Below are 15,846 nucleotides of genomic sequence, written 5' to 3'. Positions count from 1 at the left end.
AACGAGCATTTTTTACGCAATAATGTTCGTTTTTTTATGTGAATGTGGTATAATGGATAAAATATCAAAATTAAATGGAATGGTAAATAAAAATGAAATTAAGAAGAAGTGATCGGATGGTTGTCATTTCCAACTATTTGATTAATAATCCATACAAACTAACCAGTCTCAACACCTTTGCAGAAAAGTACGAATCTGCTAAATCATCCATCTCAGAGGATATCGTGATTATCAAGCGTGCCTTTGAGGAAATCGAAATCGGTCATATTCAGACTGTGACTGGAGCAGGTGGTGGCGTTATCTTTACACCATCAATCTCGAGTCATGAAGCCAAAGAAATGATCGCAGACTTGCGTGACAAACTTTCAGAAAGCGACCGTATCTTGCCAGGTGGCTACATTTACCTGTCTGATTTGCTCAGTACACCTGCCATTTTGAAAAATATTGGGCGCATCATTGCCAAGAGCTTTATGGACCAAAAAATCGATGCTGTTATGACAGTAGCAACAAAAGGTGTGCCACTCGCAAATGCAGTTGCCAATGTACTCAATGTTCCATTTGTCATTGTGCGTCGTGACTTGAAAATTACCGAAGGTTCAACGGTCAGCGTCAACTATGTTTCAGGTTCCAGCGGTGACCGCATTGAGAAGATGTTCCTTTCAAAACGCAGTCTCAAGGCAGGCAGTCGTGTCTTGATCGTGGATGACTTCCTGAAAGGTGGCGGAACTGTCAACGGGATGATTAGTCTCTTGCGTGAGTTTGATTCAGAGTTGGCTGGTGTTGCAGTCTTTGCGGATAATGCTCAAGAAGAACGTGAAAAGCAGTTCGATTACAAGTCACTCTTGAAAGTAACCAATATTGATGTCAAGAACCAATCCATCGATGTCGAGATTGGAAATATCTTTGACGAAGACAAATAAGAGATAGAACTAAAGGTTGGAACGATTGTCCCAGCCTTTCTTTGCAGACAGAATAGAAGGATGCCTATGAAAACACCATTTATCAACCGTGAAGATTTGGAAACGATTGTTGCAGAGTTCCCAACTCCCTTTCACTTATATGATGAGAAGGGAATTCGCGAAAAAGCGCGAGCAGTCAACAAGGCCTTTTCTTGGAACAAGGGCTTTAAGGAATATTTTGCAGTCAAGGCTACTCCAACCCCAGCCATCTTGAAAATCCTCAAAGAGGAAAGTTGTGGTGTGGACTGCTCCAGTTATGTGGAGCTCCTGATGAGCCATAAACTTGGATTTGCAGGTCCTGAGATCATGTTCTCATCAAACAACACGCCAGACCAAGAGTACACTTATGCCCATGAATTAGGTGCGACCATAAACTTGGATGCCTTTGAAGACATTGAACATCTGGAGCGGGCTGCAGGTATCCCAGAAACCATTTCCTGTCGTTACAATCCAGGCGGAGTCTTTGAGTTAGGAACAGATATCATGGACAATCCTGGAGAAGCCAAGTTTGGTATGACCAAGGAACAACTCTTTGAAGCCTTTGCTGTTTTGAAGGAAAAAGGAGCCAAGACTTTTGGGATTCACTCTTTCCTAGCATCCAATACCGTGACCCATCTCTACTACCCAGAGTTAGCCCGCCAGCTCTTTGAATTAGCTGTGGAAATCAAAGAAAAATTGGGGATTTCACTGGACTTTATTAACCTTTCTGGCGGAATCGGTGTCAACTATCGCCCAGACCAGAAGCCAAATGATATTGCGATGATTGGTGAGGGTGTGCGTAAGGTTTATGAAGAAGTCCTTACGCCAGCAGGTCTTGGTCAGGTCAAGATTTTCACGGAATTGGGGCGCTTTATGTTGGCACCTCACGGAGTTCTGGTCACAAGAGTCACTCATAAGAAAAAAACTTACCGTACCTATCTGGGTGTGGATGCCTCAGCAGTCAATCTCATGCGCCCAGCCATGTACGGTGCCTACCACCATATTACCAATCTCACCCATCCAGACGGTCCCGTCGAGGTTGTAGATGTGGTCGGGTCGCTCTGTGAAAACAATGATAAATTTGCTGTTAACCGCAAACTACCTCATACAGAAATAGGTGATTTGCTGGTGATTCATGATACAGGTGCACATGGATTCTCCATGGGTTACCAGTACAATGCCAAACTACGCTCGGCAGAAATTCTCTATACCGAAGAAGGAAAAGCCCGCCAAATCCGCCGTGCAGAGCGCCCTGAGGACTATTTCGCAACCTTGTATGGTTTTGATTTTGAACCAGATCATTAAAAGAAATTGAAAATGAAAGTGAAAAACAGATTGCTTTCTAAAAAATAGACAAAAAACCTTGTTTTTCATCTCACTCATGATATAATAAAACTATAAAACGGTTTCAAGGAAGGTGACGATATGTCTGAAGAAACAATTGACTATGGACAAGTGACAGGAATGGTGCATTCGACAGAGAGTTTTGGGGCGGTAGATGGCCCTGGGATTCGGTTTATTGTCTTTTTGCAGGGTTGTCACATGCGTTGCCAGTACTGTCATAACCCTGATACATGGGCTATGGAAACCAATAAATCACGCGAACGGACAGTAGACGATGTCTTGACAGAAGCTCTTCGCTACCGTGGTTTTTGGGGAGACAAGGGAGGAATCACTGTTAGTGGAGGAGAAGCCCTCTTACAGATTGATTTCCTAATTGCCCTCTTTACCAAGGCCAAGGAAAAAGGAATCCACTGTACCTTGGATACCTGTGCCCTTCCGTTCCGTAATAAACCACGTTATCTCGAAAAGTTTAATAAACTCATGGCGGTAACAGACTTGGTTCTTCTGGATATCAAGGAAATCAACGAAGAACAGCACAAGATTGTCACAAGCCAAACCAATAAAAACATCTTGGCCTGTGCCCAGTACCTATCAGATATCGGGAAGCCTGTTTGGATTCGCCACGTGCTGGTTCCAGGATTGACAGATAGAGATGAGGATTTGATCGAACTTGGTAAGTTTGTCAAGACCCTCAAAAATGTTGACAAGTTTGAAATCCTACCTTATCATACGATGGGAGAATTCAAGTGGCGTGAACTTGGGATTCCTTATTCGCTTGAAGGGGTCAAACCTCCAACAGCAGACCGTGTCAAGAATGCCAAGGAATTGATGGATACAGAAAGTTACCAAGATTACATGAAACGTGTTCATGGATAAAAAAGAAGCCTGATGGAGACATCGGGCTTTTGTGATGCAAAAAGACTTAGCCTCTCAGCTAAGCCTTTTTCTTATTTTCTAGAATGTTGTTTACCAGCATTGCGTTTTTTATGTTTCTTATTAGTCATGATCGCAGTTGCTTGGTTTGGAGTGACATCTTTGCGTCCGCCTCCAGTTGAAAATGAACTTGCTTTTGGTGGGTTTTTTGCAAATTCTTCACGAACTTTTTTGCGGAGTTTTGGACGAACAACATAGTTAACGATGAACTGTTGGAGAATCATCATGAAACCACCGACAACCCAGTAAAGCGTCACACTGGCTGGTGCGAAGAGGGAGAAGACGACAATCATGAGTGGACTCACGTAAATCATTCTTTTTAGTTGATCTCTTTGCATCTCGTCTTCTACTCCATGAAGTGAAAGAAGTGATTGGAGATAGTAGAGGATACCAGCGAAAGCGACAAGGAGCAGACTTGGTGAACCAAGATCGATACCCAAGAAGGTAGAGCTAGCTACCCCGTCAGTGTATTGGGCTGCAAAGTAGATAGCAGAGAAGAAAGGCATTTGAATGAGGATAGGGAAACATCCTACACCACCGAACATGCTAATGCCATGTTCTTTCTGAGCTGCAAAGAGAGCTTGTTGAGCCTCAAGTTTTTCTTCTTGAGTGGTTGCTTCTTTGAGACGTGTTTGATGTGGTTCAAGCACGTGTTTGAGGGCATTCATCTTTTCAGAGTGAAGCGTTGCCTTCCATGATTGGTAGATACCAAGTGGCAAGATAATCAAGCGCACGATGATGGTTACGATGATGATAGCCACACCAAAGCCTAGACCTTTATCAGTAGCGAAGTACTTGATAGCTTCAGCCATAGGTGCTCCGATGGTATTCCAAATCAATCCTGTAGGTTGTCCTGTGGCTTTGTCTACTTGGACACAGCCTGTCAAGACGAGTAGCATAGCCACTCCCATAGCAGAGAGGGCAAAACGTTTAATAGATTTCAATGTTTTCATTCCTTCTTTAAAAATTATACCTTTCTATTCTACTGTTTTTTTGTAAAATATACAATAGTTCTAGAGACCTAATTTGCGACTTTGAAGTCCGAATAGGATGAAAAGTTGCTCATTTGTACATCTAGATAGGTAACTTTTGAAAAAGGTGTCGGACCTTTTCGGATTTCTTGGATAAATTTTGCCATAGTGGCAGAGGAGTCTGCCTGAGCAAGAATTTCCACTGTGCCATCGTCGTTATTCCAGACACGACCAGTGATGCCACCGATTTCAAGAGCTAAAGTAACAACACCCCAACGAAAACCAACACCCTGCACCCTGCCTTGGGCAATCATTCTAACCTTTTGCATACCAAACCCCTTTGATTGTGTTATAATATTTCTATGACTATTATAACCTCAAAAGCCAATTCTGTGGTAAAAAATGCCAAGAAATTACATCAAAAAAAATATCGAAAGTCTGCTTATTTGATTGAAGGCTGGCACTTATTCGAAGAAGCTGTTCAAGCAGGAGTGACGATTGAAAAGGTCTTTGCCCTAGAAAGTTACCGAGATCAGCTAGTTGCTTTTCCTCAAACTATTTGGGTTTCAGAGGAGATTTTGCTAGATTTGGCAGATACGCAAACTCCTCAAGGCATTGTTGCAGTGATTCAAAAAGAAGAAGTGGGACTGCCTGATCTCCATCAGGGCAAGTATCTATTTTTAGAGGATGTTCAAGATCCTGGTAATGTGGGCACCATGATTCGGACGGCGGATGCGGCAGGTTTTACAGGGGTTATTGTTTCAGACAAGTCAGCAGATATATACAGTCTCAAGACCCTGCGTTCCATGCAAGGAAGTCATTTTCATTTGCCTATCTATCGTATGCCTCTTGTCAGCTTTGTAGAAGAGGCAAAGAAGAGCAATTTGCCCATTCTGGCAACGACCTTATCGAGAGAGTCAAAGGATTATCGTGAGCTTTCTTCACTAGAGAACTTTGTTTTAGTCATGGGAAATGAAGGGCAGGGGATTAGTTCTGTCATGGCTGAGAGTGCTGATCAGCTGGTTCATATTGGCATGAAAGGCCGAGCAGAAAGTCTCAACGTAGCAGTTGCAGCAGGAATTTTGATGTTTTATTTTAGCTAATTTATAAAATCTTTGTTATAATCAAGACATATTTATAGAAAAAGGAGAATCAGAATGAATCAAACGATTATTCAAGAACGTTCAGGTCTTAATCAATTTTACGCTAAGGTTTATGCTTTTGTGGGACTTGGGATTGGTCTATCGGCTCTCGTGTCAGCTTTGATGTTGACAGTCTTCCAAGCTCAATTGACTTACTTTTTAATGCATGGCCGTCTCTGGTTGATGATTGCAACTTTTGCAGAACTTGGTTTAGTCTTTGTTGCAAGTAGCATGGCTACAAAAAATAGCCCAGCAGCTCTCCCAGTATTTTTAGTTTATTCTGTTTTAAATGGCTTTACGCTCAGCTTTGTCGTAGCCCTCTATACACCTGGGACCGTCTTATCAGCCTTTGTATCCAGTGCCCTTCTCTTCTTTGTCATGGCGGCAATCGGAATTTTCACCAAGAAAGATTTGAGTGGAATGGGACGAGCTCTGATGGCTGCGCTTGTCGGGTTAATTATTGCCATGGTCGTTAACCTCTTTCTAGCCAATAGTTTCTTTGACTACATGATTAGTATTGCCATGGTCTTGGTTTTCTCAGGTTTGATTGCTTGGGACAACCAAAAGATTCGCTATGTTTATGAGCAGTCACGAGGACAAGTAGCGACAGGATGGGTCATCTCAATGGCGCTTAGCATCTACCTAGACTTTATCAACCTCTTCCTTAGCATCTTACGAATCTTTGGTCGAAACGATTAATGAATGTCAGAGTCAGTGTTCAAAAGAGCACTGACTTTTTCTTATTTACTCTTTTCTTTTCTTGGAAATAGGTGTATAATGCTTTTAACTAATTTTTGAGGAGCTGTTTATGAAGAAAAGTTTTATTCATCAACAAGAAGAAATTTCCTTTGTTAAAAATACCTTTACCCAGTATTTGAAAGATAAGTTAGAAGTTGTTGAAGTTCAAGGTCCTATCTTGAGCAAGGTCGGAGATGGGATGCAGGACAACCTGTCAGGTGTCGAAAATCCAGTATCTGTCAAGGTTTTGCAGATTCCAGATGAAACCTATGAAGTCGTTCACTCACTTGCCAAATGGAAACGCCACACCTTGGCTCGTTTTGGTTTCGGTGAAGGTGAGGGTCTATTTGTTCACATGAAGGCCCTTCGTCCAGACGAAGATTCGCTTGATGCGACCCACTCAGTTTATGTGGACCAGTGGGACTGGGAGAAGGTTATCCCAAATGGTCAACGCAATATCGCCTATCTCAAAGAAACCGTTGAGAAGATTTACAAGGCTATTCGTCTGACAGAGCTAGCCGTAGAAGCCCGCTATGATATCGAATCCATCTTGCCAAAGCAAATCACCTTTATCCATACAGAAGAGTTGGTAGAACGTTACCCAGACTTGACACCAAAAGAGCGTGAAAATGCAATCTGTAAAGAGTTTGGTGCAGTCTTCTTGATTGGTATCGGTGGCGAGTTGCCTGACGGAAAACCTCATGATGGCCGTGCACCTGACTACGATGACTGGACAACAGAGTCTGAAAATGGCTACAAGGGGTTGAATGGCGATATTCTCGTTTGGAACGAATCTCTTGGTTGTGCCTTTGAACTTTCATCAATGGGGATTCGGGTAGATGAGGATACCCTTCGTCGCCAAGTGGCTCTTACAGGAGACGAAGATCGTCTTGAGCTGGAATGGCATAAAGCCCTGCTTAACGGCCTTTTTCCACTGACAATCGGTGGAGGGATCGGACAGTCTCGGATGGCCATGTTCCTTCTTCGTAAGAAACACATCGGAGAGGTTCAGACCAGTGTTTGGCCTCAAGAAGTTCGCGATACGTACGAAAATATTTTGTAGAGAATCGAACCGCAAGGTTCGGTTTTCTTTCTCTTTTTGCCTATAATTTGGTATAATAAACGGTATGAAAATCGTATCAGGAATCTACGGAGGGCGTCCCCTCAAGACGCTAGAAGGCAAGACGACGAGGCCGACATCAGATAAGGTGCGTGGAGCTATCTTTAACATGATAGGTCCCTATTTTGAGGGTGGTCGTGTTTTGGATCTCTATGCTGGCAGTGGTGGCTTATCCATTGAGGCAGTCTCGCGTGGGATGTCCCATGCTGTCTTAGTGGAACGGGATCGAAAGGCACAAGCTGTCATCGCTGAAAATATCCAAATGACCAAGGAAGCTTCCAAATTTCAGTTCTTAAAGATGGAGGCTGACCGAGCCTTGGAGCAAGTGAAAGGTCCCTTTGACCTGGTCTTTTTAGACCCTCCCTATGCCAAGGAACAAATCGTTGCAGATATCGAAAAAATGGCAGAAAGAAACCTTTTCTCCGAAGAGATCATGGTTGTCTGTGAAACCGATAAGTCTGTAGAACTACCAGAAGAAATCGCCTGCTTAGGTATCTGGAAGGAAAAAATATATGGGATTAGTAAGGTGACGGTCTATGTCAGATAAAATTGGATTATTTACAGGTTCATTTGATCCTATGACAAATGGACATCTGGATATCATTGAACGTGCCAGCAAACTCTTTGATAAGCTCTATGTCGGGGTGTTCTACAATCCCCACAAACAAGGCTTTCTCCCTGTTGAAAACCGCAAACGGGCAGTCGAAAAAGCGGTGGCGCATTTAGATAATGTAGAGGTGCTGGCTTCTCATGATCAACTAGTCGTTGATGTTGCAAGAAGACTGGGTGCTAAGACCCTTGTCCGTGGCTTGCGAAATACCACCGACTTGCAATACGAGTCTAGCTTTGACTACTACAATCATCAACTGGCTCCAGAAATCGAAACCATTTACCTATATAGCCGCCCAGAGCATCTTTATATCAGCTCTTCGGCCGTGAGAGAACTTCTGAAGTTTGGTCAGGAGATTCAGCAATATGTCCCAAACAGTGTTGTGGAGGAATTAGAACATGAAGAAAAAAACTAGATGGCCCTTATATGTCATCCTAGCACTAGTATTGACTTTTTTAGCCTTTGTAGTACCTTTACCTTACTACATAGAAGTTCCAGGTGGAGCGGAAGATATTCGTCGCGTTTTGAAAGTCAATGAAACAGAAGACACAGAAGCAGGAGCTTACCAGTTTGTAACAGTCGGTATTCGACACGCAACCCTATCGCATCTTGTCTATGCTTGGTTAACACCTTTCACAGATATTAGAAGTGCCAAAGAGACTACGGGTGGCTCTACTGATGCAGAGTTTATGCGGATCAATCAATTCTACATGCAAACTTCTCAAAACATGGCCAAGTATCAAGGACTGAAGACTGCTGGAAAGGATATCGAACTCAAGTATCTGGGAGTTTATGTCTTGACCGTGACGGACAATTCAACTTTTAAGGGCATTCTGAACATAGCAGACACCGTGACGGCTGTTAATGACAAAACATTTGACAGTTCAAAAGACTTGGTCGACTATGTCAATTCTCAACAATTAGGAGACACGGTCAAGGTAACCTATGAGGAAGACGGAAAAGTCAAGTCTGCTGAAGGTAAAATTATCACTCTCGAAAACGGGAAAAACGGGATTGGGATTGGCTTGATTGACCGTACGGAAGTGACCAGTGATGTTCCAATTCGCTTTTCAACAGCTGGTATCGGCGGGCCAAGTGCCGGTCTCATGTTTAGTCTCGCTATTTACACCCAGATAGCAGATCCAGGACTTCGTAATGGCCGCATCGTTGCGGGAACGGGAACTATTGATCGTGATGGAAATGTTGGTGACATCGGTGGAATTGACAAAAAAGTAGTGGCAGCCTCTCGTCAGGGAGCCAACATCTTTTTTGCTCCTGACAATCCAGTCACCGAGGAAGCAAAAAAAGCAGATCCCAATGCGAAAAGCAACTATGAAACAGCCCTAGAAGCTGCTAAAACGATCAAAACAGAGATGAAAATCGTTCCCGTTAAGACTTTGCAGGATGCAATTGATTACCTTAAAAACAATCCCTAATTCGTAGAAAAATTGAAAACTAGCGCGCAAGCGGATAAGATGGTATAATAGTCAAATGGTTCAATTGTTATTCACTCTAAGTAGTCATATACTCTTTATTTATTTGAGTTTTTACCTTTTGAAGGATCTTGTGAGATGGGAAAAGGTTTTAAAAGTGACCGCTACTAACACAAAAAAAGTTCGTTTGTTGGTAGGCTTCTTTAGTATTGTGATGGGCTACATCTTGAGTTCATTCTTTATCAGTTTGTACCAACTGTGGCAAGAAGCACTTAGAGGACTATTATAAAATCAAAAGTAAAGGAAACAACTATGGAAAAAATTGTGGTTCAAGGCGGGGATAATCGTCTGGTCGGGAGTGTGACGATCGAGGGAGCAAAGAATGCAGTCTTGCCCTTGTTGGCAGCGACTATTCTAGCAAGTAAGGGGAAGACAGTCTTGCAGAACGTCCCAATCTTGTCAGATGTTTTCACCATGAATCAAGTGGTTCGAGGTCTGAATGCCAAGGTGGACTTTGATGAGGAAGCTCATGTTGTTGAGGTTGATGCGACTGGTGATATCACGGAGGAAGCTCCATACAAGTATGTCAGCAAGATGCGTGCATCCATCGTTGTCTTGGGACCAATCCTTGCTCGTGTAGGCCATGCCAAAGTTTCTATGCCAGGGGGATGTACCATCGGGAGTCGTCCGATCGATCTCCACCTCAAAGGTTTAGAAGCTATGGGGGCAAAGATTACCCAGACAGCTGGTTACATCGAAGCCAAGGCCGAACGCCTGCATGGCGCTCATATCTACATGGACTTCCCTAGTGTCGGCGCAACACAAAATCTGATGATGGCAGCGACTCTAGCTGATGGTGTCACAGTGATTGAAAATGCTGCGCGTGAGCCAGAAATTGTTGATCTTGCTATCCTTCTTAATGAAATGGGAGCCAAGGTCAAGGGAGCTGGTACAGAAACCATCACAGTGACTGGTGTCGAGGAACTCCATGGAACAACTCATAATGTGGTACAGGACCGTATCGAAGCTGGAACCTTTATGGTGGCTGCAGCTATGACTGGTGGAGATGTCCTCGTTCGTGATGCAGTCTGGGAACACAATCGCCCCTTGATTTCAAAACTACTTGAAATGAGCGTTGAAGTGACAGAGGAGTCAGAAGGTATCCGTGTTCGTTCTCAACTTGAAAATCTCAAGGCTGTTCATGTAAAAACCTTACCGCACCCAGGATTTCCAACAGATATGCAGGCACAATTTACAGCCCTGATGACAGTCGCAAAAGGGGAATCCACCATGGTGGAAACGGTGTTTGAGAATCGCTTCCAACACTTGGAGGAAATGCGCCGTATGGGCTTGCATTCAGAGATTATCCGTGACACAGCTCGTATTGTTGGGGGACAGGCTTTACAGGGTGCAGAAGTTCTATCAACGGACCTTCGCGCTAGTGCTGCTTTGATTTTGACAGGTCTGGTGGCGCAGGGAGAAACAGTTGTTGGTAAGTTAGTCCACCTTGATAGAGGTTACTACCGTTTCCATGAGAAATTGGCTCAGCTAGGAGCGAAGATTCAGCGAATCGAGGCAAATGATGAAGAAGAATAAAAACTTACGCTATGTACTCCGTCGTTTACTGTTGATTTTTATCGTACTATTGCTAGGCTTTCTGGCTTTAGGAATCGGCTTGATGGTTGGTTATGGCATCCTAGGAAAGGGACAGGATCCATGGGCAATCTTGTCTCCAGCAAAGTGGCAGGAATTGATTAGCAAATTTACAGGAAATTAGACTGGGAGACCAGTCTTTTTCTAAAGAAATAAGGAGAAAAATGGACAAAAAAACAAGACAAGCTCTGATCGGGTTACTTATATTCTTACTCTTGGCTGCTGGAAGCTACTATATCAAGCAGATGCAGACAGCGCCAAACACCCCTAGAACCAAGGTTAGTCAGAAAAAACAAGCTTCAGAAGCTCCCAGTCAGGAGCTAGCTGAAAGTGTCTTAACTGAGTCAATCAAAAATCAAATCAAGGGGGGGCTCGAGTGGAATGGAGCAGGGGCCTTCATTGTCAATGGCAATAAAACCAATCTAGATGCCAAGGTTTCCAGCAAACCCTATACGGATAATAAAACAAAGACAGTGGGAAAAGAAACAGTTCCAACTGTTGCCAATGCCATCTTATCCAAAGCGACTCGGCAGTATAAGAATCGTGAAGAAACTGGAAATGGATCTACCTCTTGGACGCCACCAGGATGGCATCAGGCCAAGAATCTAAAGGGAGCCTACACACATGCAGTTGATAGAGGACACCTGCTGGGCTATGCCTTGATAGGTGGTTTGGATGGTTTTGATGCTTCTACCAGCAATCCCAAGAACATTGCAGTCCAGACAGCTTGGGCAAACCAAGCACAGGCTGAAGACTCGACAGGCCAGAACTACTATGAGAGTTTGGTCAGAAAAGCCTTGGACCAAAACAAGAGAGTCCGTTATCGGGTGACGCTCCACTATGCGACAAATGAGGACCTAGTTCCATCTGCTTCACAAATCGAAGCCAAGTCTTCAGATGGCGAATTGGAATTCAATGTCCTAATCCCCAATGTTCAAAAGGGAATCCAGCTTGATTACCGAACAGGGCAAGTAACAGTGACGGATTAGAAACAATAGATACAATAAAAAAACAGCTCCTTTGTCTTCTAGAGGCAGGGGAGTTGTTCTTTAAATGAAAAATAATGTGAATCCTGAGGGATTTTATGATATAATGGAACACAAGATACTATTTTAGGAGAAGGACTATGGAAGACCCGAGCAGTCAGAATTTGTTGCTACAGTTTGTATTGTTATTTATCTTGACCTTGTTAAATGCTTTTTTCTCAGCCACTGAAATGGCGATGGTGTCACTAAACCGTTCCCGAGTGGAGCAAAAGGCAGAAGAGGGAGACAAACGTTACATTCGTTTGTTAAAGGTACTTGAAAATCCTAACCACTTTTTATCAACAATTCAAGTTGGTATCACCTTGATCACGATCTTGTCAGGGGCAAAATTGGCAGATACACTTGGACAAGTAATTGCCTCTTGGATGGGGAATGGAGAAACAGCTTATGCCATTGCAAGTTTCCTCTCTTTGGCATTCTTGACCTACATCTCTATTGTTTTTGGTGAACTCTATCCTAAACGGGTTGCCCTTAATCTAAAAGATGCCTTAGCCATTCGCTCTGTTCCGATTATCATTGGGCTTGGGAAGATTGTCAGTCCCTTTGTCTGGTTGTTATCTGCTTCAACCAATCTATTGAGCCGTGTGACGCCAATGACCTTTGATGATGCTGATGAAAAGATGACACGTGATGAAATAGAGTACATGCTCACCAATAGTGAAGAAACACTGGATGCAGATGAGATTGAAATGCTACAGGGAATCTTTTCTCTAGATGAACTAATGGCTCGTGAGCTAATGGTGCCTCGTACAGATGCCTTTATGGTGGATATTCAGGATGACAGTCAAACCATTATTCAAAGTATTCTAAAGCAAAATTTCTCACGTATCCCTGTTTACGATGGGGATAAGGACAATGTGATTGGTTTGATTCATACCAAGCGTTTACTAAACGCTGCCTATGCAGATGGCTTTGAAAATATTGTCTGGAAGAAGATCTTACAAGATCCACTCTTTGTTCCTGAAACTATTTTTGTGGATGACTTGCTAAAAGAATTGCGAAATACCCAAAGACAAATGGCCATTTTGCTCGATGAATACGGTGGTATGGCTGGACTGGTCACACTGGAAGACCTGCTGGAGGAGATTGTCGGAGAAATCGACGATGAGACAGACCGAGCAGAAATCGAAGTCCATCAAATCGGTGAGGACACCTATATTGCACAGGGAACCATGAATCTTAACGACTTCAATAACTACTTTGGTGTCGAACTAGAAAGCGATGATGTGGATACCATCGCCGGTTATTATTTGACGGGTGTTGGTACGATTCCAACAACTGAAAAAATCAGTTATAAACTGGTCAGTCAAAACAAACAAATCGTCCTGACCAATGATAAGGTGAAAAATGGACGTGTTACCAAGGTAAAAGTTCAAATCACAGAACTAGAACCTGAAGAAGAAACAGAATAAAGCAGTGACTCAAGTCACTGCTTTTTGTAAATCTAGATGGTAGGTTCAGTTATCACCATTTATTAGGAATAACAAAAAAGCCCGGTTTTACGAGCTTTTCATTTGGTTAATTCCTGTTAATTCAGGTATTGAAAGGCGGTAGACGGATTTGAACCGACGATCAAGCTTTTGCAGAGCCGTGCCTTACCACTTGGCTATACCGCCTCAACGTTTATTATTATACCTTGAAAATCATTTCCCGTCAATAGTTTCTTATTCTAAAATCCAATTTAGGAAAACAGATGATGATTGAGGAAGTGAGAAAAATCTTGTAAAAATCCCGTTCTAAAGAGGGTCAGACTAGAAAGTATTTCTTGCAGAAACAAACAAAGAATGCAAAAATTTTGACAAATAGAAGTTTTTTGAGGAAATGCGCCTAAATATTCTGAAAATTCGTTTACTTTTTAAAAAATATATGTTATAATTTCCAATAAGCCTAAATTTTTCAAGAGGAGTTAAAAACATGAAAAAAAGTAGAGTATTTGTTGCAGCAGGAGTTGCTTTATTAGCAGCAGGAGTACTAGCTGCTTGTGGTTCTTCAAAATCATCTGATTCAACAGCGCCAAAAAATTATGGTTATGTTTATACAGCTGACCCAGAAACATTGGATTACTTGATCTCAGGAAAACAAAGTACCAAAATTGCCACTTCAAATGGTATCGATGGTCTCTTTACAAATGATAAATATGGGAATTTGACTCCTGCAGTTGCAGAAGACTGGTCAGTCTCAAAAGATGGGTTGACTTATACCTACAAGATTCGTAAAGGTGTCAAATGGATGACATCAGATGGCGAAGAGTATGCTGAAGTGACAGCGAAAGACTTCGTAAATGGCTTGAAACACGCAGCTGATAACAAGTCTGAAGCACTTTATCTAGCAGAAGATTCAGTTAAAGGTCTAGCTGACTATAAAGCTGGAAACAATAAAGACTTTTCTTCAGTAGGTGTAAAGGCAGTTGATGATTATACTCTTGAGTATACTTTGAACAAACCTGAACCATACTGGAACTCTAAGATGGCTTATTCAATCTTCTGGCCATTGAACGAAGAATTTGAAAAATCAAAAGGATCTGACTTTGCTAAAGCGACTGACCCTACATCATTGCTTTACAATGGACCATTCTTGCTGAAAGGTTTGACTGCTAAGTCTTCTATCGAGTTCGCTAAAAATGAACAATACTGGGATAAAGACAATGTTCATCTTGATAAAGTAACACTTGCTTACTATGATGGTTCAGACCAAGAGTCTATTGAACGTAACTTTACAAGTGGAGCTTATAGCTATGCCCGTCTTTACCCAACAAGTTCAAACTACTCTAAAGTAGAAGAAACCTACAAGGAAAATATCTTCTACACCCCATCAGGACCTGGTATTGGTGGTTTGGGTGTGAATATTGACCGTCAAGGTTACAAATACACTTCTAAGACAACTGATGAAGAGAAGACTTCTACTAAGAAGGCCCTTCTTAACAAAGACTTCCGTCAGGCCTTGAACTTTGCCTTTGACCGTACTTCTTACTCAGCACAAATCAATGGTAAAGAAGGTGCTCCTCGTGCCGTTCGTAACCTCTTTGTAAAACCTGACTTCGTCTCTGCTGGTGAAAAAACTTTCGGTGACTTGGTAACTGAAAAGATGGCTGCTTACGGTGATGAGTGGAAGAATGTAAACTTTGCAGATGGTCAAGATGGACTTTTCAACGCCGATAAAGCCAAAGCCGAATTTGCCAAAGCCAAAACAGCATTGGAAGCAGAAGGTGTGAAATTCCCTATCCACTTGGATATCCCAGTAGACCAAACTGCTAAAAACTATATCGCACGTATCCAATCCTTCAAACAATCCGTTGAAACAGTGCTTGGTGAAGGCAATGTAGTCATCGATATCCAACAAGTTTCTAAAGATGAGTTTACTAATATTACCTACTATGCGGCGAATGCAGCAGCAGAAGACTGGGATCTCTCAGGTGGCGTTGGATGGAACCCAGACTATGAAGATCCATCAACTTACCTTGATATCTTGAAAACAACGAATGCTGAACAAACAAAAACATACATGGGTTACGAAGGTGCAGATAATGCTGCAGCAGCTCAAGTTGGTTTGAAAGAATACGATAAGCTAGTTGATGAAGCTGCTAAAGAAACAAGCGACTTGAATGTTCGTTATGAAAAATACGCGGCTGCTCAAGCTTGGTTGACAGATAGCTCACTCATCTTGCCAGCTATGTCATCAACTGGTGCTGCACCATTCATTTCTCGTGTTGTGCCATTCACAGCATCATACAGTCAATCTGGAGATAAGGGCTCAGACGTATACTTCAAGTATATTCAGTTACAAGATAAGGTTGTAACAAAAGCTGACTATGAACAAGCTCGTGAAAAATGGCTCAAAGAGAAAAAAGAATCAAACGAAAAAGTTCAAAAAGAATTGGCTAATCACGTTAAATAAATAACTCTCAAGAGAACTTTCTCT

17 protein-coding genes and 1 tRNA gene are annotated in these 15,846 nt (G+C 42.5%); 15 read left to right on the top strand and 3 right to left on the bottom strand.

All coding sequences use genetic code 11. From position 1 onward, the window contains the following. Positions 1-92: 92 nt before the first annotated feature. The 3 genes from purR (at position 93) to pflA (ending at position 3,158) form a co-directional block, all read left to right on the top strand. Positions 93-920, top strand: coding sequence for a pur operon repressor (purR, locus tag ACVBD2_RS09225; protein WP_002874197.1), 828 nt, complete (start codon positions 93-95; stop codon positions 918-920). A gap of 66 nt (positions 921-986) precedes the next feature. After that, a complete protein-coding gene (locus ACVBD2_RS09220) occupies positions 987-2,243 on the top strand; it encodes a diaminopimelate decarboxylase (protein ID WP_461685661.1) in 1,257 nt (418 codons plus the stop codon). A gap of 120 nt (positions 2,244-2,363) precedes the next feature. Beyond that, a complete protein-coding gene (gene pflA / locus ACVBD2_RS09215) occupies positions 2,364-3,158 on the top strand; it encodes a pyruvate formate-lyase-activating protein (protein WP_001288281.1) in 795 nt (264 codons plus the stop codon). Positions 3,159-3,229: 71 nt separating this feature from the next. On the opposite strand, the gene yidC is transcribed toward pflA, so the two are convergent. Further along, positions 3,230-4,159, bottom strand: coding sequence for a membrane protein insertase YidC (gene yidC / locus ACVBD2_RS09210; protein ID WP_049479479.1), 930 nt, complete (start codon positions 4,157-4,159; stop codon positions 3,230-3,232). Between the two features lie 77 nt (positions 4,160-4,236). Next, positions 4,237-4,515 carry an acylphosphatase gene (locus ACVBD2_RS09205; protein ID WP_001174609.1) on the bottom strand — a complete coding sequence of 93 codons (279 nt, stop codon included), beginning with the start codon at positions 4,513-4,515 and terminating at the stop codon, positions 4,237-4,239. Positions 4,516-4,548: 33 nt separating this feature from the next. On the opposite strand from ACVBD2_RS09205, the gene ACVBD2_RS09200 reads away from it, so the two are divergent. From ACVBD2_RS09200 to ACVBD2_RS09150, 11 genes are all read left to right on the top strand, one after another. Continuing rightward, on the top strand, positions 4,549-5,289 hold the full coding sequence (locus tag ACVBD2_RS09200) for a TrmH family RNA methyltransferase (RefSeq protein ID WP_008289068.1): 741 nt from the start codon (positions 4,549-4,551) through the stop codon (positions 5,287-5,289). A gap of 54 nt (positions 5,290-5,343) precedes the next feature. Continuing rightward, entirely contained in the window at positions 5,344-6,027 is a 684-nt protein-coding gene (locus ACVBD2_RS09195) for a Bax inhibitor-1/YccA family protein (protein WP_001076860.1), read from the top strand. A 109-nt stretch (positions 6,028-6,136) separates the two neighbouring features. After that, positions 6,137-7,129 (top strand): aspartate--ammonia ligase, encoded by a 993-nt coding sequence (asnA, locus tag ACVBD2_RS09190; protein WP_000747998.1) that lies wholly within the window; start codon positions 6,137-6,139, stop codon positions 7,127-7,129. A gap of 64 nt (positions 7,130-7,193) precedes the next feature. Then, on the top strand, positions 7,194-7,733 hold the full coding sequence (rsmD, locus tag ACVBD2_RS09185) for a 16S rRNA (guanine(966)-N(2))-methyltransferase RsmD (RefSeq protein WP_070656921.1): 540 nt from the start codon (positions 7,194-7,196) through the stop codon (positions 7,731-7,733). Further along, positions 7,723-8,211: a pantetheine-phosphate adenylyltransferase gene (gene coaD, locus ACVBD2_RS09180; RefSeq protein WP_001280715.1), complete on the top strand. Its 489-nt coding sequence runs from the start codon at positions 7,723-7,725 to the stop codon at positions 8,209-8,211. Before rsmD ends, coaD begins: the two co-directional genes overlap by 11 nt. Further along, a complete protein-coding gene (locus ACVBD2_RS09175) occupies positions 8,195-9,232 on the top strand; it encodes a SepM family pheromone-processing serine protease (protein WP_000730772.1) in 1,038 nt (345 codons plus the stop codon). Before coaD ends, ACVBD2_RS09175 begins: the two co-directional genes overlap by 17 nt. A gap of 55 nt (positions 9,233-9,287) precedes the next feature. Beyond that, entirely contained in the window at positions 9,288-9,518 is a 231-nt protein-coding gene (locus tag ACVBD2_RS09170) for a DUF1146 family protein (protein ID WP_002892633.1), read from the top strand. A 23-nt stretch (positions 9,519-9,541) separates the two neighbouring features. Next, on the top strand, positions 9,542-10,825 hold the full coding sequence (gene murA, locus ACVBD2_RS09165) for a UDP-N-acetylglucosamine 1-carboxyvinyltransferase (RefSeq protein WP_084856781.1): 1,284 nt from the start codon (positions 9,542-9,544) through the stop codon (positions 10,823-10,825). Then, a complete protein-coding gene (locus tag ACVBD2_RS09160; RefSeq protein ID WP_000739701.1) occupies positions 10,812-11,006 on the top strand; it encodes a DNA-directed RNA polymerase subunit beta in 195 nt (64 codons plus the stop codon). The genes murA and ACVBD2_RS09160 overlap by 14 nt, the downstream gene beginning before the upstream one ends. Before the next feature lie 40 nt (positions 11,007-11,046). Beyond that, positions 11,047-11,871 (top strand): DNA/RNA non-specific endonuclease, encoded by an 825-nt coding sequence (locus ACVBD2_RS09155; protein WP_461685660.1) that lies wholly within the window; start codon positions 11,047-11,049, stop codon positions 11,869-11,871. A gap of 137 nt (positions 11,872-12,008) precedes the next feature. Then, positions 12,009-13,340, top strand: a complete 1,332-nt coding sequence (locus tag ACVBD2_RS09150) for a hemolysin family protein (RefSeq protein WP_461685659.1) — start codon at positions 12,009-12,011, stop codon at positions 13,338-13,340. Between the two features lie 133 nt (positions 13,341-13,473). Here ACVBD2_RS09150 and ACVBD2_RS09145 read toward each other — a convergent pair. Beyond that, a tRNA-Cys gene (locus ACVBD2_RS09145) sits at positions 13,474-13,544 on the bottom strand. A 298-nt stretch (positions 13,545-13,842) separates the two neighbouring features. Here ACVBD2_RS09145 and ACVBD2_RS09140 point away from each other — a divergent pair. Then, positions 13,843-15,822 (top strand): peptide ABC transporter substrate-binding protein, encoded by a 1,980-nt coding sequence (locus tag ACVBD2_RS09140; RefSeq protein ID WP_461685658.1) that lies wholly within the window; start codon positions 13,843-13,845, stop codon positions 15,820-15,822. The last annotated feature ends 24 nt before the right edge of the window (positions 15,823-15,846 follow it).

It is taken from the genome of Streptococcus sp. KHUD_018 (assembly GCF_054861215.1).
The sequence above is the reverse complement of the archived record's forward strand: the minus strand, read 5'-3'. Positions and strand labels throughout refer to the sequence as shown.

Coding starts and splice junctions, on each gene's coding strand:
- purR (WP_002874197.1), top strand. CDS start 93: ATGAAATTAAGAAGAAGTGATCGGATGGTTGTCATTTCCAACTATTTG.
- ACVBD2_RS09220 (WP_461685661.1), top strand. CDS start 987: ATGAAAACACCATTTATCAACCGTGAAGATTTGGAAACGATTGTTGCA.
- pflA (WP_001288281.1), top strand. CDS start 2,364: ATGTCTGAAGAAACAATTGACTATGGACAAGTGACAGGAATGGTGCAT.
- ACVBD2_RS09205 (WP_001174609.1), bottom strand. CDS start 4,515: ATGCAAAAGGTTAGAATGATTGCCCAAGGCAGGGTGCAGGGTGTTGGT.
- ACVBD2_RS09200 (WP_008289068.1), top strand. CDS start 4,549: ATGACTATTATAACCTCAAAAGCCAATTCTGTGGTAAAAAATGCCAAG.
- ACVBD2_RS09195 (WP_001076860.1), top strand. CDS start 5,344: ATGAATCAAACGATTATTCAAGAACGTTCAGGTCTTAATCAATTTTAC.
- asnA (WP_000747998.1), top strand. CDS start 6,137: ATGAAGAAAAGTTTTATTCATCAACAAGAAGAAATTTCCTTTGTTAAA.
- rsmD (WP_070656921.1), top strand. CDS start 7,194: ATGAAAATCGTATCAGGAATCTACGGAGGGCGTCCCCTCAAGACGCTA.
- coaD (WP_001280715.1), top strand. CDS start 7,723: ATGTCAGATAAAATTGGATTATTTACAGGTTCATTTGATCCTATGACA.
- ACVBD2_RS09175 (WP_000730772.1), top strand. CDS start 8,195: ATGAAGAAAAAAACTAGATGGCCCTTATATGTCATCCTAGCACTAGTA.
- ACVBD2_RS09170 (WP_002892633.1), top strand. CDS start 9,288: ATGGTTCAATTGTTATTCACTCTAAGTAGTCATATACTCTTTATTTAT.
- murA (WP_084856781.1), top strand. CDS start 9,542: ATGGAAAAAATTGTGGTTCAAGGCGGGGATAATCGTCTGGTCGGGAGT.
- ACVBD2_RS09160 (WP_000739701.1), top strand. CDS start 10,812: ATGAAGAAGAATAAAAACTTACGCTATGTACTCCGTCGTTTACTGTTG.
- ACVBD2_RS09155 (WP_461685660.1), top strand. CDS start 11,047: ATGGACAAAAAAACAAGACAAGCTCTGATCGGGTTACTTATATTCTTA.
- ACVBD2_RS09150 (WP_461685659.1), top strand. CDS start 12,009: ATGGAAGACCCGAGCAGTCAGAATTTGTTGCTACAGTTTGTATTGTTA.
- ACVBD2_RS09140 (WP_461685658.1), top strand. CDS start 13,843: ATGAAAAAAAGTAGAGTATTTGTTGCAGCAGGAGTTGCTTTATTAGCA.